Consider the following 21423-nt stretch of genomic DNA (forward strand, 5'->3'; position numbering starts at 1 on the left):
CTGCCAAGCAAAAAGAAACGGGCCGGCTCTGCAAGGGAGTTGCCGGCCCGTTCAGTGTGCCACTCTGGAGGAATGGCTGGTCGTTACGGAGCGCTATTCGGCTGCCACGCTGATCTCGACCGACTGGCTCGAACTGTACCAGTCCTGCGCCGCAGCAACACCGGATCCGAATTCAACCTTGGCGCCGGCATCACGCAGCGCCATTTCAGCCGATGCCAGGGCAGTCAGGCACATGACTTCGTTCAGGTCGCCCAGATGACCGATGCGGAACACCTTGCCCATAACCTTGCTGAGGCCGCTACCGAAACTGGTGCGATGGCGCTCATACCCGGATCTGATAACCTCGCGGGCATCTATGTTCTCCGGCACGACAATTGCCGAAACGGTATCCGAATACCATTGCGGAGAGTGCGCACAAAGACTGCAGCCGTCCCAGGCCAGTATCCCCCGGCGCACACCTTCCGCCAGGCGGTTGTGCCGGGCAAATATGTTTTGCAGCCCTTCTTCCTCGATAAGAGCCAGCGCCTCGCGCAATCCGTGAAACAGCTGTGTCGGTGGTGTGTAGGGGAAATAACCGTCATCATTGAGTTTGAGCATGTCGTCGAACGAGAAATAGCAGCGCGGCATCCGGGCGGTCCTGGATGCATCAAGTGCCTTTTCACTAACCCCCAGCATCGACAGGCCTGCCGGCAACATGAACCCCTTCTGTGAACCGGCCACCGCAAGGTCGACACCCCACTCCTCGAACCGAAAATCAATAGATGCAATGGAACTGACACCATCGACGAACAGCAGTGCCGGGTGACCGGTGGCATCGAGCGCCGCCCGCACACCAGCCACATCGGAAGTCACGCCGGTCGCCGTTTCGTTCTGAGTGATGAAAACCGCCCTGATCGAGTGGCTTTTGTCGGCATCCAGAATTTTCGCGTACTCGACCACCGGGACACCCTTGCCCCACTCCACATCAATGCACTGCACGTCAAGACCGAGGCGTTGCGCCATGTCCACCCAGAGATGGCTGAATTGACCGAACCGGGACATCAACACCTTGTCGCCGGCATTCAGGGTGTTGGTGATTGCGCTTTCCCAGGCCCCGGTGCCTGATCCGGGAAACATGAAAACCCGGCCGGACGTCATTTGAAAAACCCGCTTCAGGCCTTCGAACAAAGGCTTGGTCAGCTCGCCAAAATCAGGCGCTCGCATATCCTCCATGGGAACATTCATGGCCCGCCGGACACGGTCCGGGATATTTGTCGGTCCGGGGATGAACAAATGCGATTGACCGGTTTTCATGGTGTCTCCTCCAATGTGACATCGCAGGAAAGCTGTTTTCGTGTCTGGGCTTTCCGTATCCCTCCTGTCTATGGCATGCGAAAGCAAAACCCGAGCCAAATTGGGTCACGATGCAAACCTTGTCGTTTACAAATTTGACTTTTGTAATGTTGTAAATTTTTGTCGTTACAAAAACGAATGGACCATGAAAACCGGTAAGGCCGGCTACGGGTGAAAATCCAGGCTGGTGCCGGCTTTACACAACCGGATCCGGGTCGGGAGGCAACGCGTCTCCGACCCGGATGATGGCAGGCTCAATTGTTAAAGTTGGTCTTCGGCCGCACGCTGGGCACCTCAATGGAAATCGGTTTGATCTCGGCACGAATGTTCCTGCCCTTCCAAGGAACCAGACCATAGGTATTGCACCATTTGGCAAAAAACACCTTGCGCTGACCTTCGACCTTGAGAGCAAAGCGCAGGCACTTCCCCCTCTTTTTCACACGGCCACCCGTAAACACTCCGGGGATCTGAAGGGAAACACGGCAGTCAGTTGTCAGGCGGGCAGACGTTGATTCAACCCTGCCCCGGAAGTTACCGGATACTCTGTACTTGCCCGGTTTTGCCCAGCCAAATCCACAGGACTTGGCCGCATGTGCCGTATCCGGCGCGGCTACGCCTTGGATCGCGATCATCCCACCGGCCAGCAGCAACGTCTGTGCTGCAATCATCACTCTTTTTTTCATTATGGACCTTCCGTCACAGGTTTCGACATCCCCCGGAGTTGGTCACATGCTGTCGCACATGAATATAATGGTCATCATAATACTTCTGGTTGTGAAGTGAAGATGTCAGAGCGGATCGTTATGTCGGAACACGAACTTTTGTAGCGCCACTCATTGCCGTGATGACTTCATCCAGCGACCTGCGGGCCCCTGATTGCAGGTACTCCATGGCGCGCAGGGAAGCTTCGTGGGCCTCAAGACCTGATCCGGCCACGCAATCTTCGATGACCCGGCAATAATAATCCGACTGATGACCGTCTACGAAGGTGTAGTGCACGCAAACATCGGTCAGACCACCACACAGCAGGAGGGTATCTACTTTCAGTCCACGCAACAGAATTTCAAAGTCGGTGCCAAAGAATGCCGAGTACCGACGTTTCCTTATGAGGTAATCAGTGGCCAGGAATCCCATTTCCTTCTTGGCAATCTCGGTGCCGGGATCGTTCTCGAGGCAGTGGATATCCTCATCGCCGTCCAGTTCGCGGCCGAAGTCGACCAGGTCGGGCCGGTGTACCTCCTGGATGAATATCACCGGAATGCCGCATTCACGCGCTGCGTCAATTGCCAGCCGTGCCCGCTCCATGCGCTCCTTGTAGCCGGGCATGTTGTCAATCGCGCGCATGTCACTGCTGTCTATGAAAGTACTCGCCTGAATGTCGATAACGATCAGCGCGGCGCGGCCTTCGATCAGGTCGCGTCTTTCAGAGGACGAGTTCGCCATAAGAATTCCTTACCGGTCTGGTTATATGTCCGTGTGCATGAAGGTCCGTCAAGTTGCGGTCAATTCTTGTCCGACCTGACACGCAATGTATAGACCGCCTTTTCTTGAACGTGTTTTCGCCTAATTTATGACGCGAAATCCGCAAACTAAGGTCACTTCCGGAAGCGAATGTCGCTTCAACGGCATAGTTGATTTAACAAGCGGACAGGGGCGGTTACGACAGTGCCGGGGGCCTTGCACTGCTGGTATTTGGATGAAAGGTTCGTCATGGCGAATAGATACCCGCTGTCAATTGCTACCATACTCATTTTCCTCACTTTCTTCCTCACCTTGTTAGCCCCGGGCGCGTATTCTCAACAGGCCACTACCGGAGCCGAATGGAAGCTGCGCAAACAGGCGGCGGACAAGGTCATCCGGGTTGTAGCGGAGGACGTCAACAGCACCTCTTTTCGTGCAGCGTCCGAAATAGCCAGCCTTCTGGCACGTGCGGACGGTCTCAGGCTGATGCCGATATCTGGTCGCGGGGGTGCGGAAAACATCTCCGACCTCCTGTTTCTGCGTGACATCGACCTTGCCATTGTCTCGCTTGATACGCTGGAAAAAATCAAAGCCGAAAACACCTTCCCGAAGCTTGAACGCCGAGTGGCCTACGTCACCAAGTTGTTCAATGAGGAAGTCCATGTGCTGGCACCCGAAAAGGCCACCAAGATCCAGGACCTCGCCGGCGGCAAGATCGCCGTGGGTCCGAAAGACGGTAGCGGCGATTATTCGGCACGCACTATTTTTGGGGCGGCCAACATCCAGTATACACCGGTCTATGGTGATTACGCGCTGGCAATGCTCAAACTGCAGAAGGGCGAACTGGATGCGGTAATCAGCGTGTCGGGAAAACCGGTACGCATGTACGAAAACCTGCCCAAGGCCGGACTGCGTTTGTTGCCGGTGCCTCTCAATCTTGAAAAAATGCCCGACTACATACCGGCAAATATCGATGCAAGCGATTATCCGCGATTGATCCCTGCGGGCAAGAACATCACCACAGTGGCGGTGCAAAACGTACTGCTGGCCTTCAACTGGAAGCAGGACACCAAGCGCTATCGCAAAGTGTCCAAGTTCATCAATCAGTTCTTCCCCAATGCGGGTGAACTGAAAAAACGGCCAAATCACCCCAAGTGGCAGGAATTCAATATGTCGGCCCGCCTCGACAACTGGATACGGGTCAAGGCTGCCGTTGATGCCGCGCCGAAACCGGTTGTTGCAGGAAATTTCGGCAGTTGCAGTGCCGCCGATCTGAGAGCCGCATTCACCCAGTATCTTGCTGAAGCAAATATTCGCGTGGCCGGGGAAATTTCAAAAACCGATGCCGAGCAGATTTTCAAGGGCTTCAAGGATTGGGTCAACACCGGCACCGCAAACCAGTAACAACGCCAACCTCTAGTCCGGCCGTTGCCGGACCAACCAGATCAGTGTGAACCTAGTCATGAATTCATTCCGCCTCTTTCACCGTCTAAGCCTGATTGCAGCAGCAACGCTAAGCTTGATTTTCACGACCATCGGACAGGCCGCTGCTGAATGGTATCCGGAAGAACCGGTCAAGCTGGTGATCATGGCTGGCAAAGGCGGCGGTGCCGACAAGATGGCACGACGGTTCATCAAGATCATAAACGACGAAGAAATGTCACCGGTTCCATTCGAACCGGTCAACATGCCGGGCAACTCCGGTGGTGACGCACTGCAGTTCATGAAGGCCAACAGCGGCAATTCGAATGTGGTGATGGTAACCCTGAACAGTTTTTTCACCACACCGTTGCGCCAGCCGAAGCTGGGCATAGATATCACGACATTCGCACCGATTGCACGCATGGCCGAAGATACGTTCTTGCTGTGGGTGACCAACGACAGCGGCATCTCCGATCTCGATCAGTTCATCAAGAAGGCTTCCGCACAGGGCCCGAATTGGCTGATGGCCGGCACCGGCAAAGGTGGCGAGGACAACCTGCTGACCAATCTGCTGAACCAGACCTACAATCTGAAAATGGCCTACAAGCCCTTCAAGGGCGGTGGCGCGGTGGCCAAGGAACTGATCGCTGCCAAGGCCAACTCCACGGTGAACAATCCTTCCGAACAGGACAAGTATTACCGGGAGGGCAAGTCGCGCCCGATCGCGGCCTTCACACCTGAACGGTTGGACCAGTATCCGGACGTGCCAACCTTTGCGGAACTGGGCCAGGACATGACTTACTTCATGCAGAGGTCAATTGTCGGTCCACCAGGCCTGTCGCCGGATGTCGTCGCATTCTACCAGGAGATTTTTCAGGCGGTATATGAATCAAAGGAATGGCAGGATTACATGAACTCCAACAGCCTGCGCGGCGAATTCGCCACCGGCGATACCCTTATGGAATACTGGATCTCCGGCAAGGAAGCACATCGCAAGATTTTGGCGGAAACCAAGGCCGTCAACTGAGGGATATCGGATACTTCTTCTCTGGGTAACCCGGCGTCCCGGGGCGATCACATACCCGCCCTGTAAAGGTTTGCTCGTGCAGTTTTCCAGCGTGACCTGGCGCGATAGAAACATATCTCGACAACACGTCACGGCGAACAATCCGCAACAGCTATCCGCCGGATTTCAGGGTCGGATTTCGTGCCAAAGCGAAAATTCCGTATACCCCTGTTCAGGTGTTTCATCACAACAGCAGGCACGCCAGTCGCCCTGCTAAATTTCGACATATTTGGATGTAACAAAGACCATTCTGTGAGCTGAATATGACTATTCGAAGAGCTCGCGTGGCGGTTGGTGATCAGGCGCTCCCGTAACAATGTCGAGTAGTTGTTGGCGACACTATTTGGCAAACTTCATATGTTATCGGGCAAGGCTGTGATCAGGGGAGATCAAGATGCGGCGTGCGGTCATTTTTACATTTTGTCTGGTGAGTACAATAACTTTCGGCTCCGTCGCGAAGGCCGAGCCGGTCGTACTCGTTTCCAATGACGGATACACCCGGATCGAAGGCGATCTGCTCAAATTGGACAATGAGTTCTATGTGGTCGCCACTTCCGTCGGCCAAATCAGAATTCCAGTGGCAGATGTACGTTGCGAAGGCGCAGGTTGTCCTGATACGTCGCCCGCGACAGCCGCAGCTCCACCACAGACAGAACTCAGCCAGGATGAGCAACTCAAATTGTTCCGCGCATTTCTCGAGTGGCGCAAGAACAATGAGGATTTCCAGGAATTCCTGGAGTGGCGCAAAAGAAACGCCGCAAATTAAATTGCAATGTGAAGCACCGGTCCAGCAACCGAACCGGGCACACACTAGGGAAAAACACGGGACGGCGAGAAAAGAGGGTACGGCGGGAAACGCAATCAATGCGATGACACGATAGGCTTCGACTTGGGGCAAGGCATCACTCACGTCATGACGGCGTCAAGTTTGTCGCTGACCCCGACTGCGCCCTGCCCTCGCGGGTATCAGGAAAAGTCGTGACCTTCCAGATCAGGAGCATGCATTGGCCCGGTGGCCGATAACCGGATTGTTTTCCTCTTACGCCCGCTTTCACACATTCAGCCAAATCATTTTCAAAGAACCTCACCTGGATTCGACTTCTGGAGAACAACATGAAACTACTTAATCTGTTTTCAGCATTTGCCGTTGCCGGCGTCTTGGGCGCCGGTACGACATTCAGCCCGACTCCGGCCAAGGCCCAGTCAATAGAATGCGGCGAGCCTTACCGGATTGTGCGCGGCGACAGCCTTAATCGGATTGCCTGGCGCGCTTATGCCGGCGCTGCCAGTTTCCAGTTCGTCTACAGCGCCAATTCCGCTGCGATCGGACCGGACCCTTCATTCATTCAGGAAGGCGCCATTCTTAGCATTCCCTGCCTGGATGACGTATCGCCGTCCACTGCCAACGCATCTGTCCTGCGCCGCGCGTCCACAACAGAAGCGCTGCCACCGCCAAAGCCACGCCAAATACGCTTCGTCGTCGGAACAGACTGGGCACCGTTCACCAACGAGGACCAGGCCCAGGGTGGCATGATCACTGAAGTGGCTAATGTGGCCATGTCACTTGCTGATGGCAAACCATCCTACAAGATCGACTTCATCAACGATTGGGGCGCCCATCTGCAACCGCTCATCTCGGACCATGCCTATGATTTCAGCCTGGTCTGGTTCCGTCCGAACTGTGACCTGGTAGACAAGCTGGGTGACGGCTCCAAGTTCCGCTGCAACAACCTTGACTGGTCCCAGCCCCTGTTCGAGCAGATCATCGGTTACTACACCCGTGCGGGTGAGGCGCGTCCAGCCGCCCATCGGGATCTGTTCGGCAAGCATCTCTGCCGGCCATCCGGTTATGCCACCTTCATGATGGAAGAGTATGGTCTCGTCGAGCCCAATATCTCGTTCACCCGTGAAAACAGTCCCGCGGGATGTTTCGAAGGCTTGCTCTCGGGTAAGTATGATGCCGTGGTGCTGGCGTCGGACGTGGCCGAAGGCGCGATTGCTAAACTGGGAGCCAAGGACAAGGTGGCGTTTCAGGATCAATTGTCTTATGTGGCAACCATGCATGCCGTAATTGCCAAGACCAATCCGAACGGAAAACAATATCTCGCCGCACTCGATAGTGGCATCACCAAGCTGAAAGAATCCGGTGAATGGTTCCGGATCGTCACCCGGCAGATGGCGGAACACCGTGCCAAGACGAAATAAGCAGGACGTCTCGCACTGACAAAAAAAGAGCGCGGTTTTGACAACATCAAAACCGCGCTCAAATATTTTGCGGCGCCCTGAACGCCAGTCTGCCCGGTTACCCATGCCTAGGTAACCGACAGGCTACGGTGCCTAGTTTCCCTTGGGGGCTTCGACGCTCCACCGGATGAACTTGTTGAACAATTCTTCCTGGTCTTGATTTTTACCCGTTACCGTATGGCCTGAGCTTTCGAGATATTCCTGAAAAGCTTCGAACAATTCCTGCTGTGACTTGACCGGATCGATAAACGGTTTGGTCTCGCCCGACTGTTGTGAAGCAGCGGCCGTCACCACGGATGGAGCAGCTGGCTTTGTCTCTGTCGGAAGCGCGACCCATTGTCCGGTTTCAGCTTCCGATACAGCTGGTGTCTTTGCCGCATTTACGTTGGTTTTGGTTTCAAGCTCTTCAGATACAGCCGTGGGAACAATGCGCACCATTCGTTCGGTTTCGGCTTTGACCGCGTCTTTCTCGGACACTGGCGCAGCAGCTGGTTCAACCGCCGCCACGTCGTCTTGCGGGGTGTCTGTTGTCTCAACTTTCACAGCTGTTGTATCAGCCGGCGCCGGTTGTTCGGAAACTGGCGGTGCAACCGGGCTCCGCGCTGCAGTTTCGGTTTCAGTTTGCGTGTCAAGAGTTTGAGTACCGGCAGGAGGTTGCACCATGACCGAAGTCGCGGAGCTGTAGTCGGGGGTTTCGCTGGACACGCTTGCCGATACGGGCACGCCCTGGAAGTGCGAACTTGTGCCTTCGACACTGCCGTCAACTTCAAGCGATGAAGTTTGGCTTGCCTCGTACCCTGCCTCGTCTGTGTTGTAGGCCGTCATGGCCATGGGAGGCCCGACCAGATAATAGGCCGCTGCAATACCGCCCACGCTTGCCAGGAACAGTCCGCTGGCAAAAAGCCAGACACGATTTTGTCCACTGTTTTGCTTTACTGCCCGCCTGGTGGTAGCCGCGTGCACCCTGCTCTCAAACACATCATCCAGGTTCGCTCGCCGGCTGCTGGCCGTCCCCGGTTTTCTCCGCGGGCCCGGTGTCGCGGGGTTGTGCGCCAGTGGCTTGTTCCAGTTGTCATCGCCAAGCTGGCTCAAATCAATTCGGCTGTTTTTGAACCCACTTCGATTGTCGTCTGTATTGTTACTCATAACGCTATTCCCCTGTTCCGCTCACGATCTCACTGGATCAGCTTGGCGGTCGTTCCACACAGACTCTGATGGTCTTTAGTGTGCGTTCGAAATTCCCTCACTCAAGCAGATCGACATTGCCGAAAAGCGCCCCGTGACATTGTCCGGACGTGTGACAGAGAAAACAGCGCAGCTGTAGTTAAATTTACACTATTCATTTTGCCCCTCCACCTGGCTGAAGCCAGGATCCCGGGTAAGCGGTTAAACACTTACACATCACAAAGGCCGTCCCTTTGTTGTCAACTAACTCACCAACTGTATGCATCGAGTTCGATGTAAACAGGAAGAGAATTAGGTGAAATTGTGTTTAAATATGGGCGAGTTCGCGGTAGCGTCAAATTACGTGCCAATTTGGATTTTGCGCCACGCAAAACCGTTGCATCGCATCTCACGCTGGTGCCCGATCCAGGCTTCAAAGGGGCGGCAATAACCTTGGACGAGACAAAAAGGACTGTATCCCGTTGGAGTTGAGAAACTCCTGTGACTTCCGAGCATCCGGCTCGTTCATCTCCACAGTTGAAACACGGTGATATTGATCAAATCTTTCAACAACAAACGGACACTTCCTGCCACCCTTTCTGAATGTTCCACAGATTGAACGTTTCCCGTTCAATGCCGCACTCTCCTCTATATACGAACCCGCCACCACCTTAACGTCTTTCTTGACCAGGTTTTTCCTGATCAGAGCATCCAGTCGCAAAATTCCCTGCAGGCACCTGCCGGAACACTTCCAATTTGACTGGTTGGAAATTTCCTTAAGCACATCTCCGAATTCCACCATTGAGTAGTGGCCGCGAATGGAATCTTTCCGCGAGTACCCGGGCACGGGAAATTTGACGTAAACCTGGTCCACATAGGGTTTCAGGGACTTTTTTACCCTGCCAGCATCGACAGCATCGAGGAGTTTTTTCGCCACGGGGTGGACGTTACCGGAAAATTCATTGTCTTTGTCGATCAGGGAAACAGGTTGAACAAAAAGCGACATGTATTTTTTAAACTTCTCCTGATCACCCCGGAGCACATTAAGCAGGACAAGCATGTAGGTGGCGTCGTTTACAAATCTCCATCCTTCGAGGGATTTCGAATAAGCGCCGGCATTCAAACTTTCCTCAAGGTTTTTCACGGCAGCGTCCAGCCAGTTATCGTCAAAATCGCAATTTTCGTTGCTTGCAATCCCCACTCTCATTTGCGCCGAAACGAGGAACGAGGCCGCTCCAAAACGCGACCGGGTGTATTTCTGGTATGAATTGATAGCCTGCAGCCTGTTTGTCAGGTCATCGCAGGTGGGAATCTGCTGCTGCTTTACCGAAACATTTGCCCTGTAAAGCTCCTCGGCCTTTGCGTGTGCCCTTTCAATCGCGTTCCAAAGTTCACGCCAGGATCTGTCACGTTGCGAGCCCAGCCTCACCGGCTGTGATTCCAGGCATTTAAGGAGAGAATAAACTGACGATGCCGCGTTGCCGGTAAAACTGGGAACACTCCATTCCCGAGGCAACATATACAATACCCGCAGTGCTGCCAGACGGCGTTTCACCGTCAACTTGTTGAACATTCTGGCTGGGTCCGTGTACCCGCATTCCTGCAGGACATCACCTTTGCTGAGTTGTTGAAAATACGTCTTGTGATCCTGATCAAGTGCAGCGTTTACAAGCACCTCGACCTCGCAACGGAATGTATTCAGGGACATTTCCCCTATGGTGTTGGCCACACTGCGAGCGTCGGAAGTACTCTTGATTGAAGACAACGCCTCACTGGCATAAAACTGCCTTTGTTTGCACTCAGCAGCGCTTGCTCCAACTGGCGCGACAACCAGCAGAAACAATACCACAGCCCCCATACCGCCCAGGAAACCCGTCATGCGCAGGTTTTTGAAGAGATGTCGGAGACGCCGGTTCATTCAAACACGTCCGCTTCGACTGACTGGTATTCGGAGTTGCAGTAACTGTTGATATGAAATTGATTTATCCGGGCCACAAAATCTACGGACCTATCGATTCTTTGATTGCCAATTGCCTTGGTTTCTATCGGTATATACTGAATGACAACCAGCGGCTCCCTGGCGTCACCAAGCTGGTCATCGATATTGTTGCGCTCCGCCAGGTAAATCGTCGCCATTGGCTTGTTTATTTCCTTCGGTTCCATCTTGACCACAACCTTGACCGGCAACGTGGCTTTGGTCTCACTCCTCGTGACCAGAGCCAGTTCATTTCTTTGCGCCACATTGTCCTTGGTGCAATTCACTTTGATGGTTGTATGTAATTTTCCGAAGAACCCGTTATTCAGCAGTTTGAACAGTATTTTTTCTTCGTACTTGGATATGTGCTCGACAAACTTGGTTTGATTTTCGCCAAACCCTACGTAACTTTCTGACAACCCATTGTAAGTAGTCGTAAATTTCCCATCCAGTTGTTTGTACTTGTTACTAATGTCCTCCTGCATTTCATTCATGTCTTCGGCATATTCCTGGCTCAGGGTCTTATGAGCCTGCGCAAGGGCACGAAACGCGGTTTCATTTACCTCAGCGGTGGTGGCTGCAGGAATGCCTTGCCAGGCCAGCATGTACCCTCCCCCGGAGAACAACAGGAAGAGCGCCGCAAACCCGCCAAACTTGACGTGCCCGCCAAACTTTTCGAGCTCGCCTGTCAACTGAATGCCATTGGGAAACAGGATCGCTGCAATCAGTGCAATAAGAAATCCGACGAGGGCCGCGGTTATCGCGATAAGGAACAGCTCCGCTCCACCTGCTATGCTCGCGGCGGCATTGTCCCAGCCCGACTCTGATGTCGCCAGTTCAACCAGCTTTTTTGAGTACTTGTCGCTGGAGATGCATTTGTCACCAAATACATTCAGGCACATCTTCAGGAATGAGGTTTCAATTTTGAAAAACAGGATAACGATCGACGGAATTAACAACAGGCAGGCGATAATGGCGGTCGTTCTTTGTTTCTCTTCAGACATTTTCTGTTTCCTACTGAATTGTACGTCCCTGCATTTGTCCGCAATAACAAACTGAACCGACGGGCTGGGGTGCAATGCTGCATACGCCGGCTGCCACCGCGCACCTTGCCCCATAGACCTGCGCCTGGACGGTCTGCGACCAAATCAGGGCCAAAACAAATACCGACAGCATCGCCTTGAAGAAGGTGAACCTTCGAACCCGCATATCTTGATCTCCTTTTTCGTAGTCAATCGGGCGCATGCGCCAACCCCACGCCGACATCCGAGAAATCCGTATTTGGCTGGAATTTGCCCTCGTACCGGGCGCCACCGAGCAACCGGTCCTGCACCCGGCTTGAACTGGCCCTGACTCTGCTTCCTGCCAACTCTTCCCAGTAAAGCGCCGCAACGCCCGCAACATGAGGACAGGCCATGCTGGTTCCGTTCATGGCAACCAGACCGCCGCCCGCTTTTGCGGATACTATCGAGACGCCAGGAGCCGAAATTTGTGGATTGGTATTGGAAAAGCCGGCAACATTCAGACCATCGGCATGTTTGGCAAGCGCGCCGACTGACACGATTCCGGCAGATGACGAGGGTGAACTGGCAGAAATTTCATACGCCTTCGCTGCATTCCGCTTGCTTTCATTACCGCTTGCGGCAACCACGATTGCAGACTGGCCGGAAGCCTCGTAGGCAGCATTCAACGCCATCCACTGGTCAAACAGTCTTATGTTGTCCCGGTAGGCCTGAAGGGCCGCTGAAGTCGCCGCCTTTGCGGGCATTCCCCGTCGAACCAGGCCTTCCCGGAAAGCCGGAAAATCAAACCCGAGCGACATTGAAATGACATTTGCGCCATTCTCAATGGCCCAGTTCAACGCCTGCAACAATGCATCAGTGCCGGCTTTTCCACCAATGACCTTTGCAATCAGTGCGTCTCTCACACCTGGGGCAACCCCAATACGGCAACTGTCCACATCACGCCCGAAGATGGTCGCGGCACAATGAGTGCCATGTCCGTCAGTGTCGGCGTCGACTGTTTCTGTAAAATTCTCCGTGACGATATTCAGCTTCGCGTCGTCGAAAGCCTTGTGTGACGTATCAATGCCCGTATCGAGCACCGCCACCTTTACACCTCTGCCGTCCGGCAAACAGAAGTCGGCACCGATCTCTTTGATTCCCCAGGTTACCCCGTCGCTTTTCAACTGACCCAGCGGGTCGTCCAGCAACTCGCTTTTCGACAGTTGCCTGTTGGTCAGTGGCTTCACCAGGGATAGCGACATCGATTCCGCCACGGCAACGACACTCGGGTCCCTTGTAGCTTCGCTGAAGTTCTTCTTGTCGTAATCCTCAACCAGCAATTCGGGTTCCGCAGTAGCAAGGTTTTCGCTTGTTGCTGCCTCGAAGTTGGAAACCGAAGGGCGCGGCCCCTCACTGAAGTCGAAATTCACGCCTTTTCGCGCCTTCGTGCGGACAACTGAATTGTCGCGTAGCACAATCATTTTCTGGACACTTTTGGTCATCTTGTGGAATCCAAACCTGAGAGCAGTTTCTGGCTGTGTGGATTTGCGAGATGTATACAGAGTGACTCCATAACGACGTAGCGTCAACTAATTCCCTGCAATAGTTTCAAGCTCGCCCCCATCAAAGAGACACCGGGCAAATCGGAGCGGTTGCTGCGCCCGGTGTCCCAGCCCGCCGCTATAACCATATCCCACTGGCGCAACCTTCTGTTTTGCCGAAAGTTTCAATCAACTTGGGACAGATGCCGTCAGCGAACCTTGCGTTGTCCGAATGCCGCGGTAATGGCGTCCGGTTACTGAATCTGGGGCCGGCGTATCGTTAACATTGTGTAAAGAATGCCACTGCTATCAGCCGTGAGTGCTTGGGAACTCCGTAACCTGATGAACGTAGACTGAAGCACCGGTAACCCAGTATTCATGTGACGTTTGTGAAAGCATCAGCAAACATTCAAATTTCCGATCCGCACAACGAACCAGGTGTACATTCGCTTGGTAGCTTTGGCATGGCTACATACCGCACCATTGTCGACCAGATGGAACAGGGTGTTCTGGTCTATGACAGCCAGCGCATTCTCGGGGCGAATGCGCAATTGTGCCCGCTCCTGGATTGCCCGCCGGAACTCGTAGTACCCGGCGCAGACCTCGAAAAATTCATTCAGTTTGGAGCAGATCGCGGCGATTATTCGGCAAGCGCCGGTCTGACGTTGCAATCCATGCGCATGCACATCGCCACCGGAAAAGACTACGTTGTAGAACGCCAGTTGCCGGACGGTCGCACGATCCGCATCGATTGTCGCCACCAGGGCAAGATGGGGATCGGCACCTACACCGACATAACCCAGGCGGCAAAGGAAAAAGCCGTCCTTGAAACCACCTTTGAAGCCATGGCCCAGGGCCTCCTGGTTCATGACCAGAAATCAATCGTAGCTTCCAACCTGCGGTTGCCCGAGGTCCTCGGAATCCCGTCGCATATGTTGGCCGCGGGCGAGCCATGGGAAGATATGGTTCGTTATCGGATTGAACGGGGAGATTACGAAGACGGTGAAAACCACCTGGTCCGGGCACGCGAGGCATATGCATCCCGACAGGAATTTTCCGCAGAGACACAGGTCGGATCACGTACCCTGCTTATCGAATGCCGTCACCGGCATGGTATGATGTTTGTCACCTACACCGATGTTACAGATGCGCGCACCCGCGAATTGCAACTGCAGGAAAAGGAAATGGAAGTCCGCAAGCTTGCGGAAATTGACTGCCTGACCAACCTGACCAACCGACGCGCCTTCGACGATGAACTCTCGATTAGAGTTAACGCACAACGCGAACGCAGCAAGGCCGGCATGGTGGCGCTGATCCTTCTCGATCTGGACAGATTCAAACCGGTCAACGACACCTACGGTCACGCCCTTGGTGACGCCTTGCTGCATACACTTGCTGACCGGTTCCGCGGCATCATTCGAAAACGTGATACCATGGCCAGAATCGGTGGCGATGAATTTGCCGCTATTGTTGAGGTCACCAACGAGCGCGATGCCTTGAATTTCGCAGTCCGTCTTCGCGACGCTGCAAAAGAACCGGTTGTTGTCGGGGAAACCGAACTCAAGGTTGATGCTTCGGTAGGTGTGGCCTTTCTGTCCGGCGAAACCACAGGGACTGAAGACTTTCTGATGGCCGCCGACCTGGCGCTTTATGCCGCCAAGGAACAAGGCCGGGGCGTCATCAGGGTCTACGAGCCCGCACTCGCCGAAAGAGCCCGGAAAAAATATTCTCTCGAGCAGGACCTCAGGTCGGCTTTGGATAACAACGAACTGGTTTTGTACTATCAGGTACAACGCGACCTGCGGACCAACAAGAACGTCGGTTACGAGGCACTCATGCGATGGCAGCACCCGACCAGGGGGCTTGTCCTGCCTGCTGAATTTATTCCTTTGGCCGAGGAAACCGGCCTGATCGTCGATATGGGCCGCTGGGCACTGCGCCAGGCTGCAATTGACTTCGCTAATCTGGATCACTCCACACGTGTGGCGGTCAACGTTTCACCAGTCCAGTTCGTAAAATCCGATCTGGTCTGCGACGTAACTGACGCATTACAGGTTTCAGGGCTGGAGCCACACCGGCTGGAGATCGAGATAACAGAAGATGTTCTGATCGAAGACACCAAAAACACGGTGAAGATCCTGTCGCAACTGCGTGAACTCGGAATCAACCTGTCGCTGGACGATTTTGGCTCCGGCTACTCGTCTCTGGCCTACCTCACCCAGTTTCCCTTTACCAAACTGAAGATTGACCGCTGCTTCACCGAGCGCATGCTGCTGGATGATCGCAGCCGGTCGCTTGTCACCTCAATTCTGGCATTGGCGTCTTCGCTGGGCATAAAGGTAACGGCAGAGGGTGTTGAAACGGACGGACAACTCGCCATGTTGACGGCCGGAAGCTGCGACGAAGCGCAAGGTTACCTCCTTGGCAAGCCCGAGCCGTTCAACAAAACCTTTGCCGACCGGGAAAACACGGAAGATTGAATGCTGGTCGCTACGCCTTGCCAGCGACCGTCATCATGCCGATAATACGCATACGTCAGAATATCGCCACATAAACATTTACATTTGGGCCGGAGGATGGCGATTGCAAGATTTGCAGGCACCGTGTGAGACATCCGCCGGTGCAGCGGATCGTAATCGGGTTTCCGGTCATGTATAAGAAAATTTGCGCTTCCCTGGCATCCGGACTGGTGTTGGGCGTCGTCCTCCTTTCCGGGTCTGCTGCAGCCCAGAGCCGATGGAACTTCGAAGCCAGCGACCTGGCGAAGTTCAACACTTCCGAAATTGCAACCATTCAGCGTTTGCTGCGCCGGCTTGGGCATCTCTCCGATGCCGACATGACCCGGAAGTTGGACGAGCGGACAGTTTCCGGATTGCTTGAGCATCTGAAGAAAGTCAATTTCAAGTCGAAAGTTACGAGCTACCAGGTTATCCGGTCGCTGTTCCGTACCGCCTGGGTGAAAGAAGGCTGGGGAGCCAAGAAGGTCGCCGGACAGGACCTTGTCGTTGAACCTGAAGAAGTGCGCGCCGCACAGGACGCCTTGCGCCGGCTCGGCTATGCACCCGGCCCGGCTGACGGCGTCTTCGGACCTGCCACGTTTTCCGGTGTGGAAATCTTCCAGGAAGACAATGATCTCAACGTTACCGGCCTTCTGACCCGCAATACGGAGCAGAGTATCCTGCGCCGCAACACCCTGCGTGACGAGACATCGAACGGCGTGGTGAAGATACTGAACTGGCCGGACTACATTGATCCGAATGTGCTGACGGAGTTTGAGAAAGAAACCAAGATAAAGGTCGTGCATGAAGTCTTTGAATCGTCGGATGAAACATTTGCTCTCCTGAAAGCCGGCTCCGCGAAGTACGACGTCATGGTGCAGACCGACACGAAACTGAAGCAGTTGGTGGATGAGGGAAAAGCGCTGACAAAGCTCAATCTCGAAAAATTGCCCAACAGCAAACATCTCGACAAACTAGCCCTGACCTTCACATCGGTCATGGACCCGGGCAACAAGCATTCCCTGCCCTACATGTGGGGAACCGTGGGGATAGCCGTCAATGAAACCAAACTGCGCAAAGTAAGGACGGGGCTGGACCTGGACAGCATGTCCTTGTTCATGGACCCGTCCATAGCTGCTGACGTCTCCAGGTGCGGGCTGGCATTGGTCGACGAACCAGCCGACATGCTGCCGATCCTGATCGCCTACCATGGCGGCGACGTTCTCGACATCAAGACCGAGGATCTGCAAAGGGTCGAAGAGGCCGTCTCCAAAGTTGCCGAATTTATCAACGTGGTTTCTTCTGATCGCATTATCGATGATATCGCGGAAGGAAAGTACTGCGTTGCAGTTGGGTATTCTGGCGACGTTTTTGCAGCCCGTGACACCGCTGCAGAAAACGGGACCGGCAAGATTTCCTATCATGTACCTGCGACCGGCAGCCTGCTTTGGTTTGACCGGCTTGTCATCCCCGGCAGGGCGCAGAATGTCGACGCTGCCTACAAGTTCATCAACTTCCTGATGCGCCCGAAAATAGCCGCAGCTAATACAAATTTCCTGCAGTATGCGTCGCCAAACACCGCGGCCAAGCAATTCGTGGAGGCGGAAATCAGAAACAATCCCGGCGTGTATCCACCGCCCGAAGTGATGAAGAACCTGCGTGTCGTATACTCCGGCGATTCAGTCGAGGTGACAAAAGCCTACAACCGCATCTGGTCTTTGTTCCAGCGCAGGAACTAGCCCGCACACCTCGGAGGTGCACATGATCCGGTACATCCAGTTTGGCGTTTTCACCCTGATCGTCTGCTCGATAGTGACCACCTCCGCATTGTCCGCTCAGGTTGAGATGCGTATGCGCGGCACCAGCCAGACGTTTTCCGGCAAGCTGATCAGTTTTGACGGCACCGTTTATGTACTCGAGACCGAAATTTTCGGTGAGATGAGCTTCGACGTGAGCCGGTTTGAATGCATATCGGGCGCCTGCGCACCGTCCCTGCAAGATCAATCCATCGCGGGCACATCAGCCAATGAGCAAACCCCGACCGATTTGACCCAGGACCGGCAGATCGAGCTGTTCGAAGGGTTTCGCGATTGGCGCAATTTCGAAACGTTTCTCGAATGGCGCAAGAACAACCGCAATTGACCTTCATCCGGCACACTGGAAAACCCATGTTGCCTGTGCCACTCTCGCCGGGTAGACAGAATCATCGAGGCCTGTCGGGCAGATAATGGTCTCGCAACAACATCCGGGTACCTGAATGCAGACCGACACTGTCGGCAGAGCCGATAGCTGGCAGGAAACGCTGAGCCTCTTGCTGAGTGGCCGGTCCCTGCGCATGCTGCTGCTGGGGTTTTCATCCGGCCTGCCCATCCTGCTTGTATTCTCCACCCTGTCGGTGTGGCTGATCAAGGCCGGGGTGCAGCGCGATGTCGTGACCTTTTTCAGTTGGGCCGGCATTGCCTACGGCTTCAAGTTTGTCTGGTCTCCATTGATAGACCGGATACCCCTGCCCTACCTGGCGCAGCGTCTTGGCCACCGCCGCGCATGGCTCCTGGTATCACAACTCTGCATCATGGCCGCGATCCTGTTCACTGCTGTCACCGATCCTGCGACATCGCTGGTCTGGACCGCCGTCGGCGCGGTTGCCATCGGCTTCACCAGCGCCACCCAGGACATCGTCATCGACGCCTATCGCATCGAGTCCGCCCCGCCGCGCATGCAGGCATTCCTGTCCGCCACCTATGTGGCCGGATACCGCATCGCCATGCTGACCGCCGGTGCCGGGTCATTGTGGTTCGCCGCCTGGCTGGGCGCTGAAACCTACGATGCGCAAACCTGGCAGACCGTATATCGCGTCATGGCCGGTTTCATGCTGGTCGGTGTCCTCGCTACCCTTTTGTCGCCGGAACCCGAAGTCGGTGGCGATATCGCTACCGACAAGATGGTTCAGATGAAGCTGTTTCTGGCCTTCATTGCGGGCGTGGCAGGACTGATTGCCATGTTCAACCTGTTCCCCGATACGCCCAAGGATCTCGAGCCCTTTACCAAGCTGTTCTACAACACCGCCCGCCTGTTCGTCAGCCTGGGTGCTGCCGGCGTTGTTCTCTATGGCCTCGCCAAACTGAAGATCGTTCCGGCGGCGGAAGCCCGCAAATCCTACGTCGAACCGTTCACCGACTTTGTCGAGCGGTACGGCAAGGCAGCCGTGGTGATCCTGGGCCTCGTCGGCATTTACCGGATTGCCGATATTGTCATGGGTGCGGTTGCCAACGTGTTCTATCTGGAGATGGGGTTCGACATTGCCCAGATTGCAACCTATTCGAAATTCTATGGTCTCGTTGCCACCATCGCAGGCGGTTTTCTCGGCGGCATTCTGGCGAGCCGCATCGGCGTCATGCGCGGACTGTTCATCGGTGCCCTGCTGGCTGCTGCCAGCAACCTGCTGTTTGCCTACCTGGCGACACAGGGTGCCAACGTCAATCTGCTGATCGCGGTGATCACCGCCGACAACCTGTCGGCCGGGTTCGCGGTGGCCTCGTTCGTGGCCTATCTGTCCGCCCTGACCAGCATCACCTTTACCGCCACCCAGTATGCGCTGTTCAGCTCGATCATGCTGCTGGTGCCCAAGGCGCTGGCCGGGTACTCCGGCTCGATCGTCACCGCAACCGGCTATCCCGGTTTCTTCATCTTCACCGCCCTGTTGGGGTTGCCGGTCCTTATCCTGGTCTACTGGGCCGGCAAGCTGGCCCCCATACCCGATGAATAGGACTGGCAACCTGTTCGCCGACACAGCCCGGTCACCCCATGCAAGCACGGGCGAATAAGACTTCATTCGGTTTCAAGCCTGTACTTCAGAAACTTCGCACCCTCGTACTCGACTTCCTCGACAAACCGGGCTCCAACTCGTTCCAGCGCACCCAGGTTTTTTCGCGATGGAGGCAGCAGGAAAGTCACGAAGGGAATACGTTTGTCAGCAACGGCAAATTCCAGCGCCTTCCTTAAAATACGCGTGCCCAATCCAAACGCGCCAGGCTTGAGGACCAGGCCGAAATCCCACTCGTCGCCCTCTTTCTGGAAACCGCCCCATCCAACGTAAGCGCCGTCGCACAAAATCGCCCAGTGCCCGAGTCCATCCTTCTCCCAGCGTTCCTCTTTGGTCGCCACGAACCTTGAGACAGCCGCACCGTCCCATTCAGATGTCAGCAGCGGCATATGCTCGCCGACACGGGCGTCGGACATGTGAGACGCAATTTTCTCCGGCGCAATTCCGGTCAAACGACTGAAAGTGATCTCTTGTTTCAAAGGGTGTCCCAACACGAAAATTCAAGCATCACAGTTAGTCAGGTTGCTGTGCGCCGACAACCTTGCAGTGACCTGAATTGCGCGTGTGTGAGGTGAAAAAAGCCACGGAAGCGCTCTTACGCGGCATTTTCACCCGTCATAAACCTTCACAAATTGGCCCCGACATTTCCCAGCAACCCGCATTTCACCGCCGCAGTTGCCAGTCATCTTGTTGCTCAGCGGATGGTAACTGTACGACATGCTGTCTCAACACTGACGCAAGGTGCAGTTCATCAAGAACCTAGTGTAATTGGAGAACCATCATGAAGAAATTAATCGCAATCATTCTTGCTACTGGTTTCGCTTCAACAGCAGCACTGGCGGCCGATTTTACGGCTGTAGACGCCGACCAGAACGGTTCAGTGACCATCGAAGAAGCCAAGGCTGCCATGCCTGAACTCTCGGAAGACGCCTTCAAGGCCGCCGATGGCGACCAGAACGGCGAACTGAGTGCAGACGAGTGGGCAGCCATCCAGGGCTAGTACGAGCCTGCCTCTGCACTTGAATTGGCCCCGCCGGACTTGTTCCGGCGGGGTTTTTTGCTGCTGTATACAATTTGACAGCCGGAAATCTCTGACTTGTATCAACCCTGTCTGAAACCCAAAATCCGCATGAAGCCCCAGTTGGCAACAATCCCGAACTACCTGACCTGGATTGTCCGGATGTACCCGACCAGGGCCTCTATCTTCTGTCGCGCCGCGGCATCATCTGGAGCAGACCCTCCACCCCTGGTCTGCGTGCCTCTCACCAGTCCGAACCGCTCGCTCCAGATCGGCATATCCCTCTTGACGTGTGATCCGGTATTTCTGCGGCCGTCAATCACCTCAATCAGGAAGCGTTCGGGGAAGTAAAGTCCGCTATAGCGCTCTGCAAGATTGTTGAGCGCCGGCACTTTGCCTTTCAGCGATGCGGTCAACGGTCCCCTGCCGTCCCCGGATATGCCGTGGCATGGCGAACAACTCGACAGATACAGGCTTTCAGCGTCGAAGTTCTCCTTGCCGTCTGCATTTGCGGCAGTGCCATGACGCGCGAACCATGCATCAATGTCCTGCTCACTATCGGCAGCTTTACCGGTGCTGCTGACAGTGAACCAAAACACCGCCGCACCGATTGCCAACACTGCGAATCTCCAACTCATGATTGAAGCGTAACCAGTTGGTCGGCAGGTCATGTTGACCGAGGTCAATCAACGTACATGTCGCCTGCCCGGCTGCGATTTAGTGAAGTTTTTGGTGAGCCCGCACGGGTTCGAACCGTGGACCTACTGATTAAAAGTCAGTTGCTCTACCAACTGAGCTACGGGCTCCCAAAAGCCGGCATGTGACGTTTCGAAACGCTTGAAAACCGGCAGGTATACAACCTCCTGACGGAGGTC

The 21423-nt window shown here is 54.8% G+C and carries 18 protein-coding genes and 1 tRNA gene; 9 read left to right on the forward strand and 10 right to left on the reverse strand.

Going from position 1 to position 21423, the window contains the following annotated elements; genetic code table 11:
* Positions 1-93: 93 nt before the first annotated feature.
* The 3 genes from DHN55_RS16820 to DHN55_RS16830 form a co-directional block, all read right to left on the reverse strand.
* Positions 94-1293 (reverse strand): aminotransferase class V-fold PLP-dependent enzyme, encoded by a 1200-nt coding sequence (locus tag DHN55_RS16820; RefSeq protein ID WP_108882675.1) that lies wholly within the window; start codon positions 1291-1293, stop codon positions 94-96.
* A gap of 293 nt (positions 1294-1586) precedes the next feature.
* Entirely contained in the window at positions 1587-2000 is a 414-nt protein-coding gene (locus tag DHN55_RS16825; RefSeq protein ID WP_108882676.1) for a hypothetical protein, read from the reverse strand.
* 133 nt (positions 2001-2133) lie between these two features.
* Complete coding sequence (locus DHN55_RS16830; protein WP_108882677.1) at positions 2134-2775, reverse strand: isochorismatase family protein; 642 nt, start codon at positions 2773-2775, stop codon at positions 2134-2136.
* A 267-nt stretch (positions 2776-3042) separates the two neighbouring features.
* On the opposite strand from DHN55_RS16830, the gene DHN55_RS16835 reads away from it, so the two are divergent.
* The 4 genes from DHN55_RS16835 (at position 3043) to DHN55_RS16850 (ending at position 7486) form a co-directional block, all read left to right on the forward strand.
* Complete coding sequence (locus DHN55_RS16835; protein ID WP_108882678.1) at positions 3043-4197, forward strand: TAXI family TRAP transporter solute-binding subunit; 1155 nt, start codon at positions 3043-3045, stop codon at positions 4195-4197.
* Between the two features lie 115 nt (positions 4198-4312).
* Complete coding sequence (locus tag DHN55_RS16840; protein ID WP_337660443.1) at positions 4313-5242, forward strand: Bug family tripartite tricarboxylate transporter substrate binding protein; 930 nt, start codon at positions 4313-4315, stop codon at positions 5240-5242.
* A 433-nt stretch (positions 5243-5675) separates the two neighbouring features.
* Entirely contained in the window at positions 5676-6047 is a 372-nt protein-coding gene (locus DHN55_RS16845; RefSeq protein ID WP_108882680.1) for a hypothetical protein, read from the forward strand.
* Between the two features lie 347 nt (positions 6048-6394).
* Positions 6395-7486, forward strand: coding sequence for a transporter substrate-binding domain-containing protein (locus DHN55_RS16850; protein WP_108882681.1), 1092 nt, complete (start codon positions 6395-6397; stop codon positions 7484-7486).
* Between the two features lie 132 nt (positions 7487-7618).
* On the opposite strand, the gene DHN55_RS16855 is transcribed toward DHN55_RS16850, so the two are convergent.
* From DHN55_RS16855 to DHN55_RS16875, 4 genes are all read right to left on the reverse strand, one after another.
* Positions 7619-8671 (reverse strand): hypothetical protein, encoded by a 1053-nt coding sequence (locus DHN55_RS16855; protein ID WP_337660444.1) that lies wholly within the window; start codon positions 8669-8671, stop codon positions 7619-7621.
* Between the two features lie 451 nt (positions 8672-9122).
* Complete coding sequence (locus DHN55_RS16860) at positions 9123-10607, reverse strand: hypothetical protein (RefSeq protein WP_337660445.1); 1485 nt, start codon at positions 10605-10607, stop codon at positions 9123-9125.
* Entirely contained in the window at positions 10604-11668 is a 1065-nt protein-coding gene (locus DHN55_RS16865; protein WP_108882684.1) for a hypothetical protein, read from the reverse strand. The genes DHN55_RS16860 and DHN55_RS16865 overlap by 4 nt, the downstream gene beginning before the upstream one ends.
* Positions 11669-11895: 227 nt before the next feature.
* A complete protein-coding gene (locus DHN55_RS16875; protein WP_108882686.1) occupies positions 11896-13170 on the reverse strand; it encodes a S8 family serine peptidase in 1275 nt (424 codons plus the stop codon).
* A 503-nt stretch (positions 13171-13673) separates the two neighbouring features.
* Here DHN55_RS16875 and DHN55_RS16880 point away from each other — a divergent pair.
* From DHN55_RS16880 to DHN55_RS16895, 4 genes are all read left to right on the forward strand, one after another.
* Positions 13674-15689, forward strand: a complete 2016-nt coding sequence (locus tag DHN55_RS16880) for an EAL domain-containing protein (RefSeq protein ID WP_337660446.1) — start codon at positions 13674-13676, stop codon at positions 15687-15689.
* A 170-nt stretch (positions 15690-15859) separates the two neighbouring features.
* Positions 15860-17446: an extracellular solute-binding protein gene (locus DHN55_RS16885; RefSeq protein WP_337660447.1), complete on the forward strand. Its 1587-nt coding sequence runs from the start codon at positions 15860-15862 to the stop codon at positions 17444-17446.
* Between the two features lie 22 nt (positions 17447-17468).
* Positions 17469-17849 carry a hypothetical protein gene (locus DHN55_RS16890; RefSeq protein ID WP_108882689.1) on the forward strand — a complete coding sequence of 127 codons (381 nt, stop codon included), beginning with the start codon at positions 17469-17471 and terminating at the stop codon, positions 17847-17849.
* Positions 17850-17964: 115 nt separating this feature from the next.
* Positions 17965-19473, forward strand: coding sequence for an AmpG family muropeptide MFS transporter (locus DHN55_RS16895; RefSeq protein ID WP_108882690.1), 1509 nt, complete (start codon positions 17965-17967; stop codon positions 19471-19473).
* A gap of 62 nt (positions 19474-19535) precedes the next feature.
* Here the strand turns inward: DHN55_RS16895 and DHN55_RS16900 are convergent, their stop codons facing one another.
* The gene (locus DHN55_RS16900; protein WP_337660448.1) at positions 19536-20009 is read right to left on the reverse strand and encodes a GNAT family N-acetyltransferase; all 474 of its coding nucleotides are present in this window, start codon (positions 20007-20009) and stop codon (positions 19536-19538) included.
* Between the two features lie 302 nt (positions 20010-20311).
* Here DHN55_RS16900 and DHN55_RS16905 point away from each other — a divergent pair, with 302 nt between their 5' ends.
* A complete protein-coding gene (locus DHN55_RS16905) occupies positions 20312-20530 on the forward strand; it encodes a hypothetical protein (protein ID WP_108882691.1) in 219 nt (72 codons plus the stop codon).
* A gap of 158 nt (positions 20531-20688) precedes the next feature.
* Here DHN55_RS16905 and DHN55_RS16910 read toward each other — a convergent pair whose 3' ends face one another.
* A complete protein-coding gene (locus DHN55_RS16910) occupies positions 20689-21186 on the reverse strand; it encodes a c-type cytochrome (RefSeq protein WP_337660449.1) in 498 nt (165 codons plus the stop codon).
* Positions 21187-21278: 92 nt separating this feature from the next.
* A tRNA-Lys gene (locus tag DHN55_RS16915) sits at positions 21279-21354 on the reverse strand.
* Between the last annotated feature and the right edge of the window lie 69 nt (positions 21355-21423).

The organism is Anderseniella sp. Alg231-50 (assembly GCF_900149695.1).
Lineage (GTDB): Bacteria > Pseudomonadota > Alphaproteobacteria > Rhizobiales > Aestuariivirgaceae > Anderseniella.

Excerpts from the sequence above, each read along its gene's own strand:
- DHN55_RS16820 (WP_108882675.1), bottom strand. The coding sequence starts at position 1,293 with ATGAAAACCGGTCAATCGCATTTGTTCATCCCCGGACCGACAAATATC.
- DHN55_RS16825 (WP_108882676.1), bottom strand. The coding sequence starts at position 2,000 with ATGATTGCAGCACAGACGTTGCTGCTGGCCGGTGGGATGATCGCGATC.
- DHN55_RS16830 (WP_108882677.1), bottom strand. The coding sequence starts at position 2,775 with ATGGCGAACTCGTCCTCTGAAAGACGCGACCTGATCGAAGGCCGCGCC.
- DHN55_RS16835 (WP_108882678.1), top strand. The coding sequence starts at position 3,043 with ATGGCGAATAGATACCCGCTGTCAATTGCTACCATACTCATTTTCCTC.
- DHN55_RS16845 (WP_108882680.1), top strand. The coding sequence starts at position 5,676 with ATGCGGCGTGCGGTCATTTTTACATTTTGTCTGGTGAGTACAATAACT.
- DHN55_RS16850 (WP_108882681.1), top strand. The coding sequence starts at position 6,395 with ATGAAACTACTTAATCTGTTTTCAGCATTTGCCGTTGCCGGCGTCTTG.
- DHN55_RS16855 (WP_337660444.1), bottom strand. The coding sequence starts at position 8,671 with ATGAGTAACAATACAGACGACAATCGAAGTGGGTTCAAAAACAGCCGA.
- DHN55_RS16860 (WP_337660445.1), bottom strand. The coding sequence starts at position 10,607 with ATGAACCGGCGTCTCCGACATCTCTTCAAAAACCTGCGCATGACGGGT.
- DHN55_RS16865 (WP_108882684.1), bottom strand. The coding sequence starts at position 11,668 with ATGTCTGAAGAGAAACAAAGAACGACCGCCATTATCGCCTGCCTGTTG.
- DHN55_RS16875 (WP_108882686.1), bottom strand. The coding sequence starts at position 13,170 with ATGACCAAAAGTGTCCAGAAAATGATTGTGCTACGCGACAATTCAGTT.
- DHN55_RS16880 (WP_337660446.1), top strand. The coding sequence starts at position 13,674 with ATGGCTACATACCGCACCATTGTCGACCAGATGGAACAGGGTGTTCTG.
- DHN55_RS16885 (WP_337660447.1), top strand. The coding sequence starts at position 15,860 with ATGTATAAGAAAATTTGCGCTTCCCTGGCATCCGGACTGGTGTTGGGC.
- DHN55_RS16890 (WP_108882689.1), top strand. The coding sequence starts at position 17,469 with ATGATCCGGTACATCCAGTTTGGCGTTTTCACCCTGATCGTCTGCTCG.
- DHN55_RS16895 (WP_108882690.1), top strand. The coding sequence starts at position 17,965 with ATGCAGACCGACACTGTCGGCAGAGCCGATAGCTGGCAGGAAACGCTG.
- DHN55_RS16905 (WP_108882691.1), top strand. The coding sequence starts at position 20,312 with ATGAAGAAATTAATCGCAATCATTCTTGCTACTGGTTTCGCTTCAACA.
- DHN55_RS16910 (WP_337660449.1), bottom strand. The coding sequence starts at position 21,186 with ATGAGTTGGAGATTCGCAGTGTTGGCAATCGGTGCGGCGGTGTTTTGG.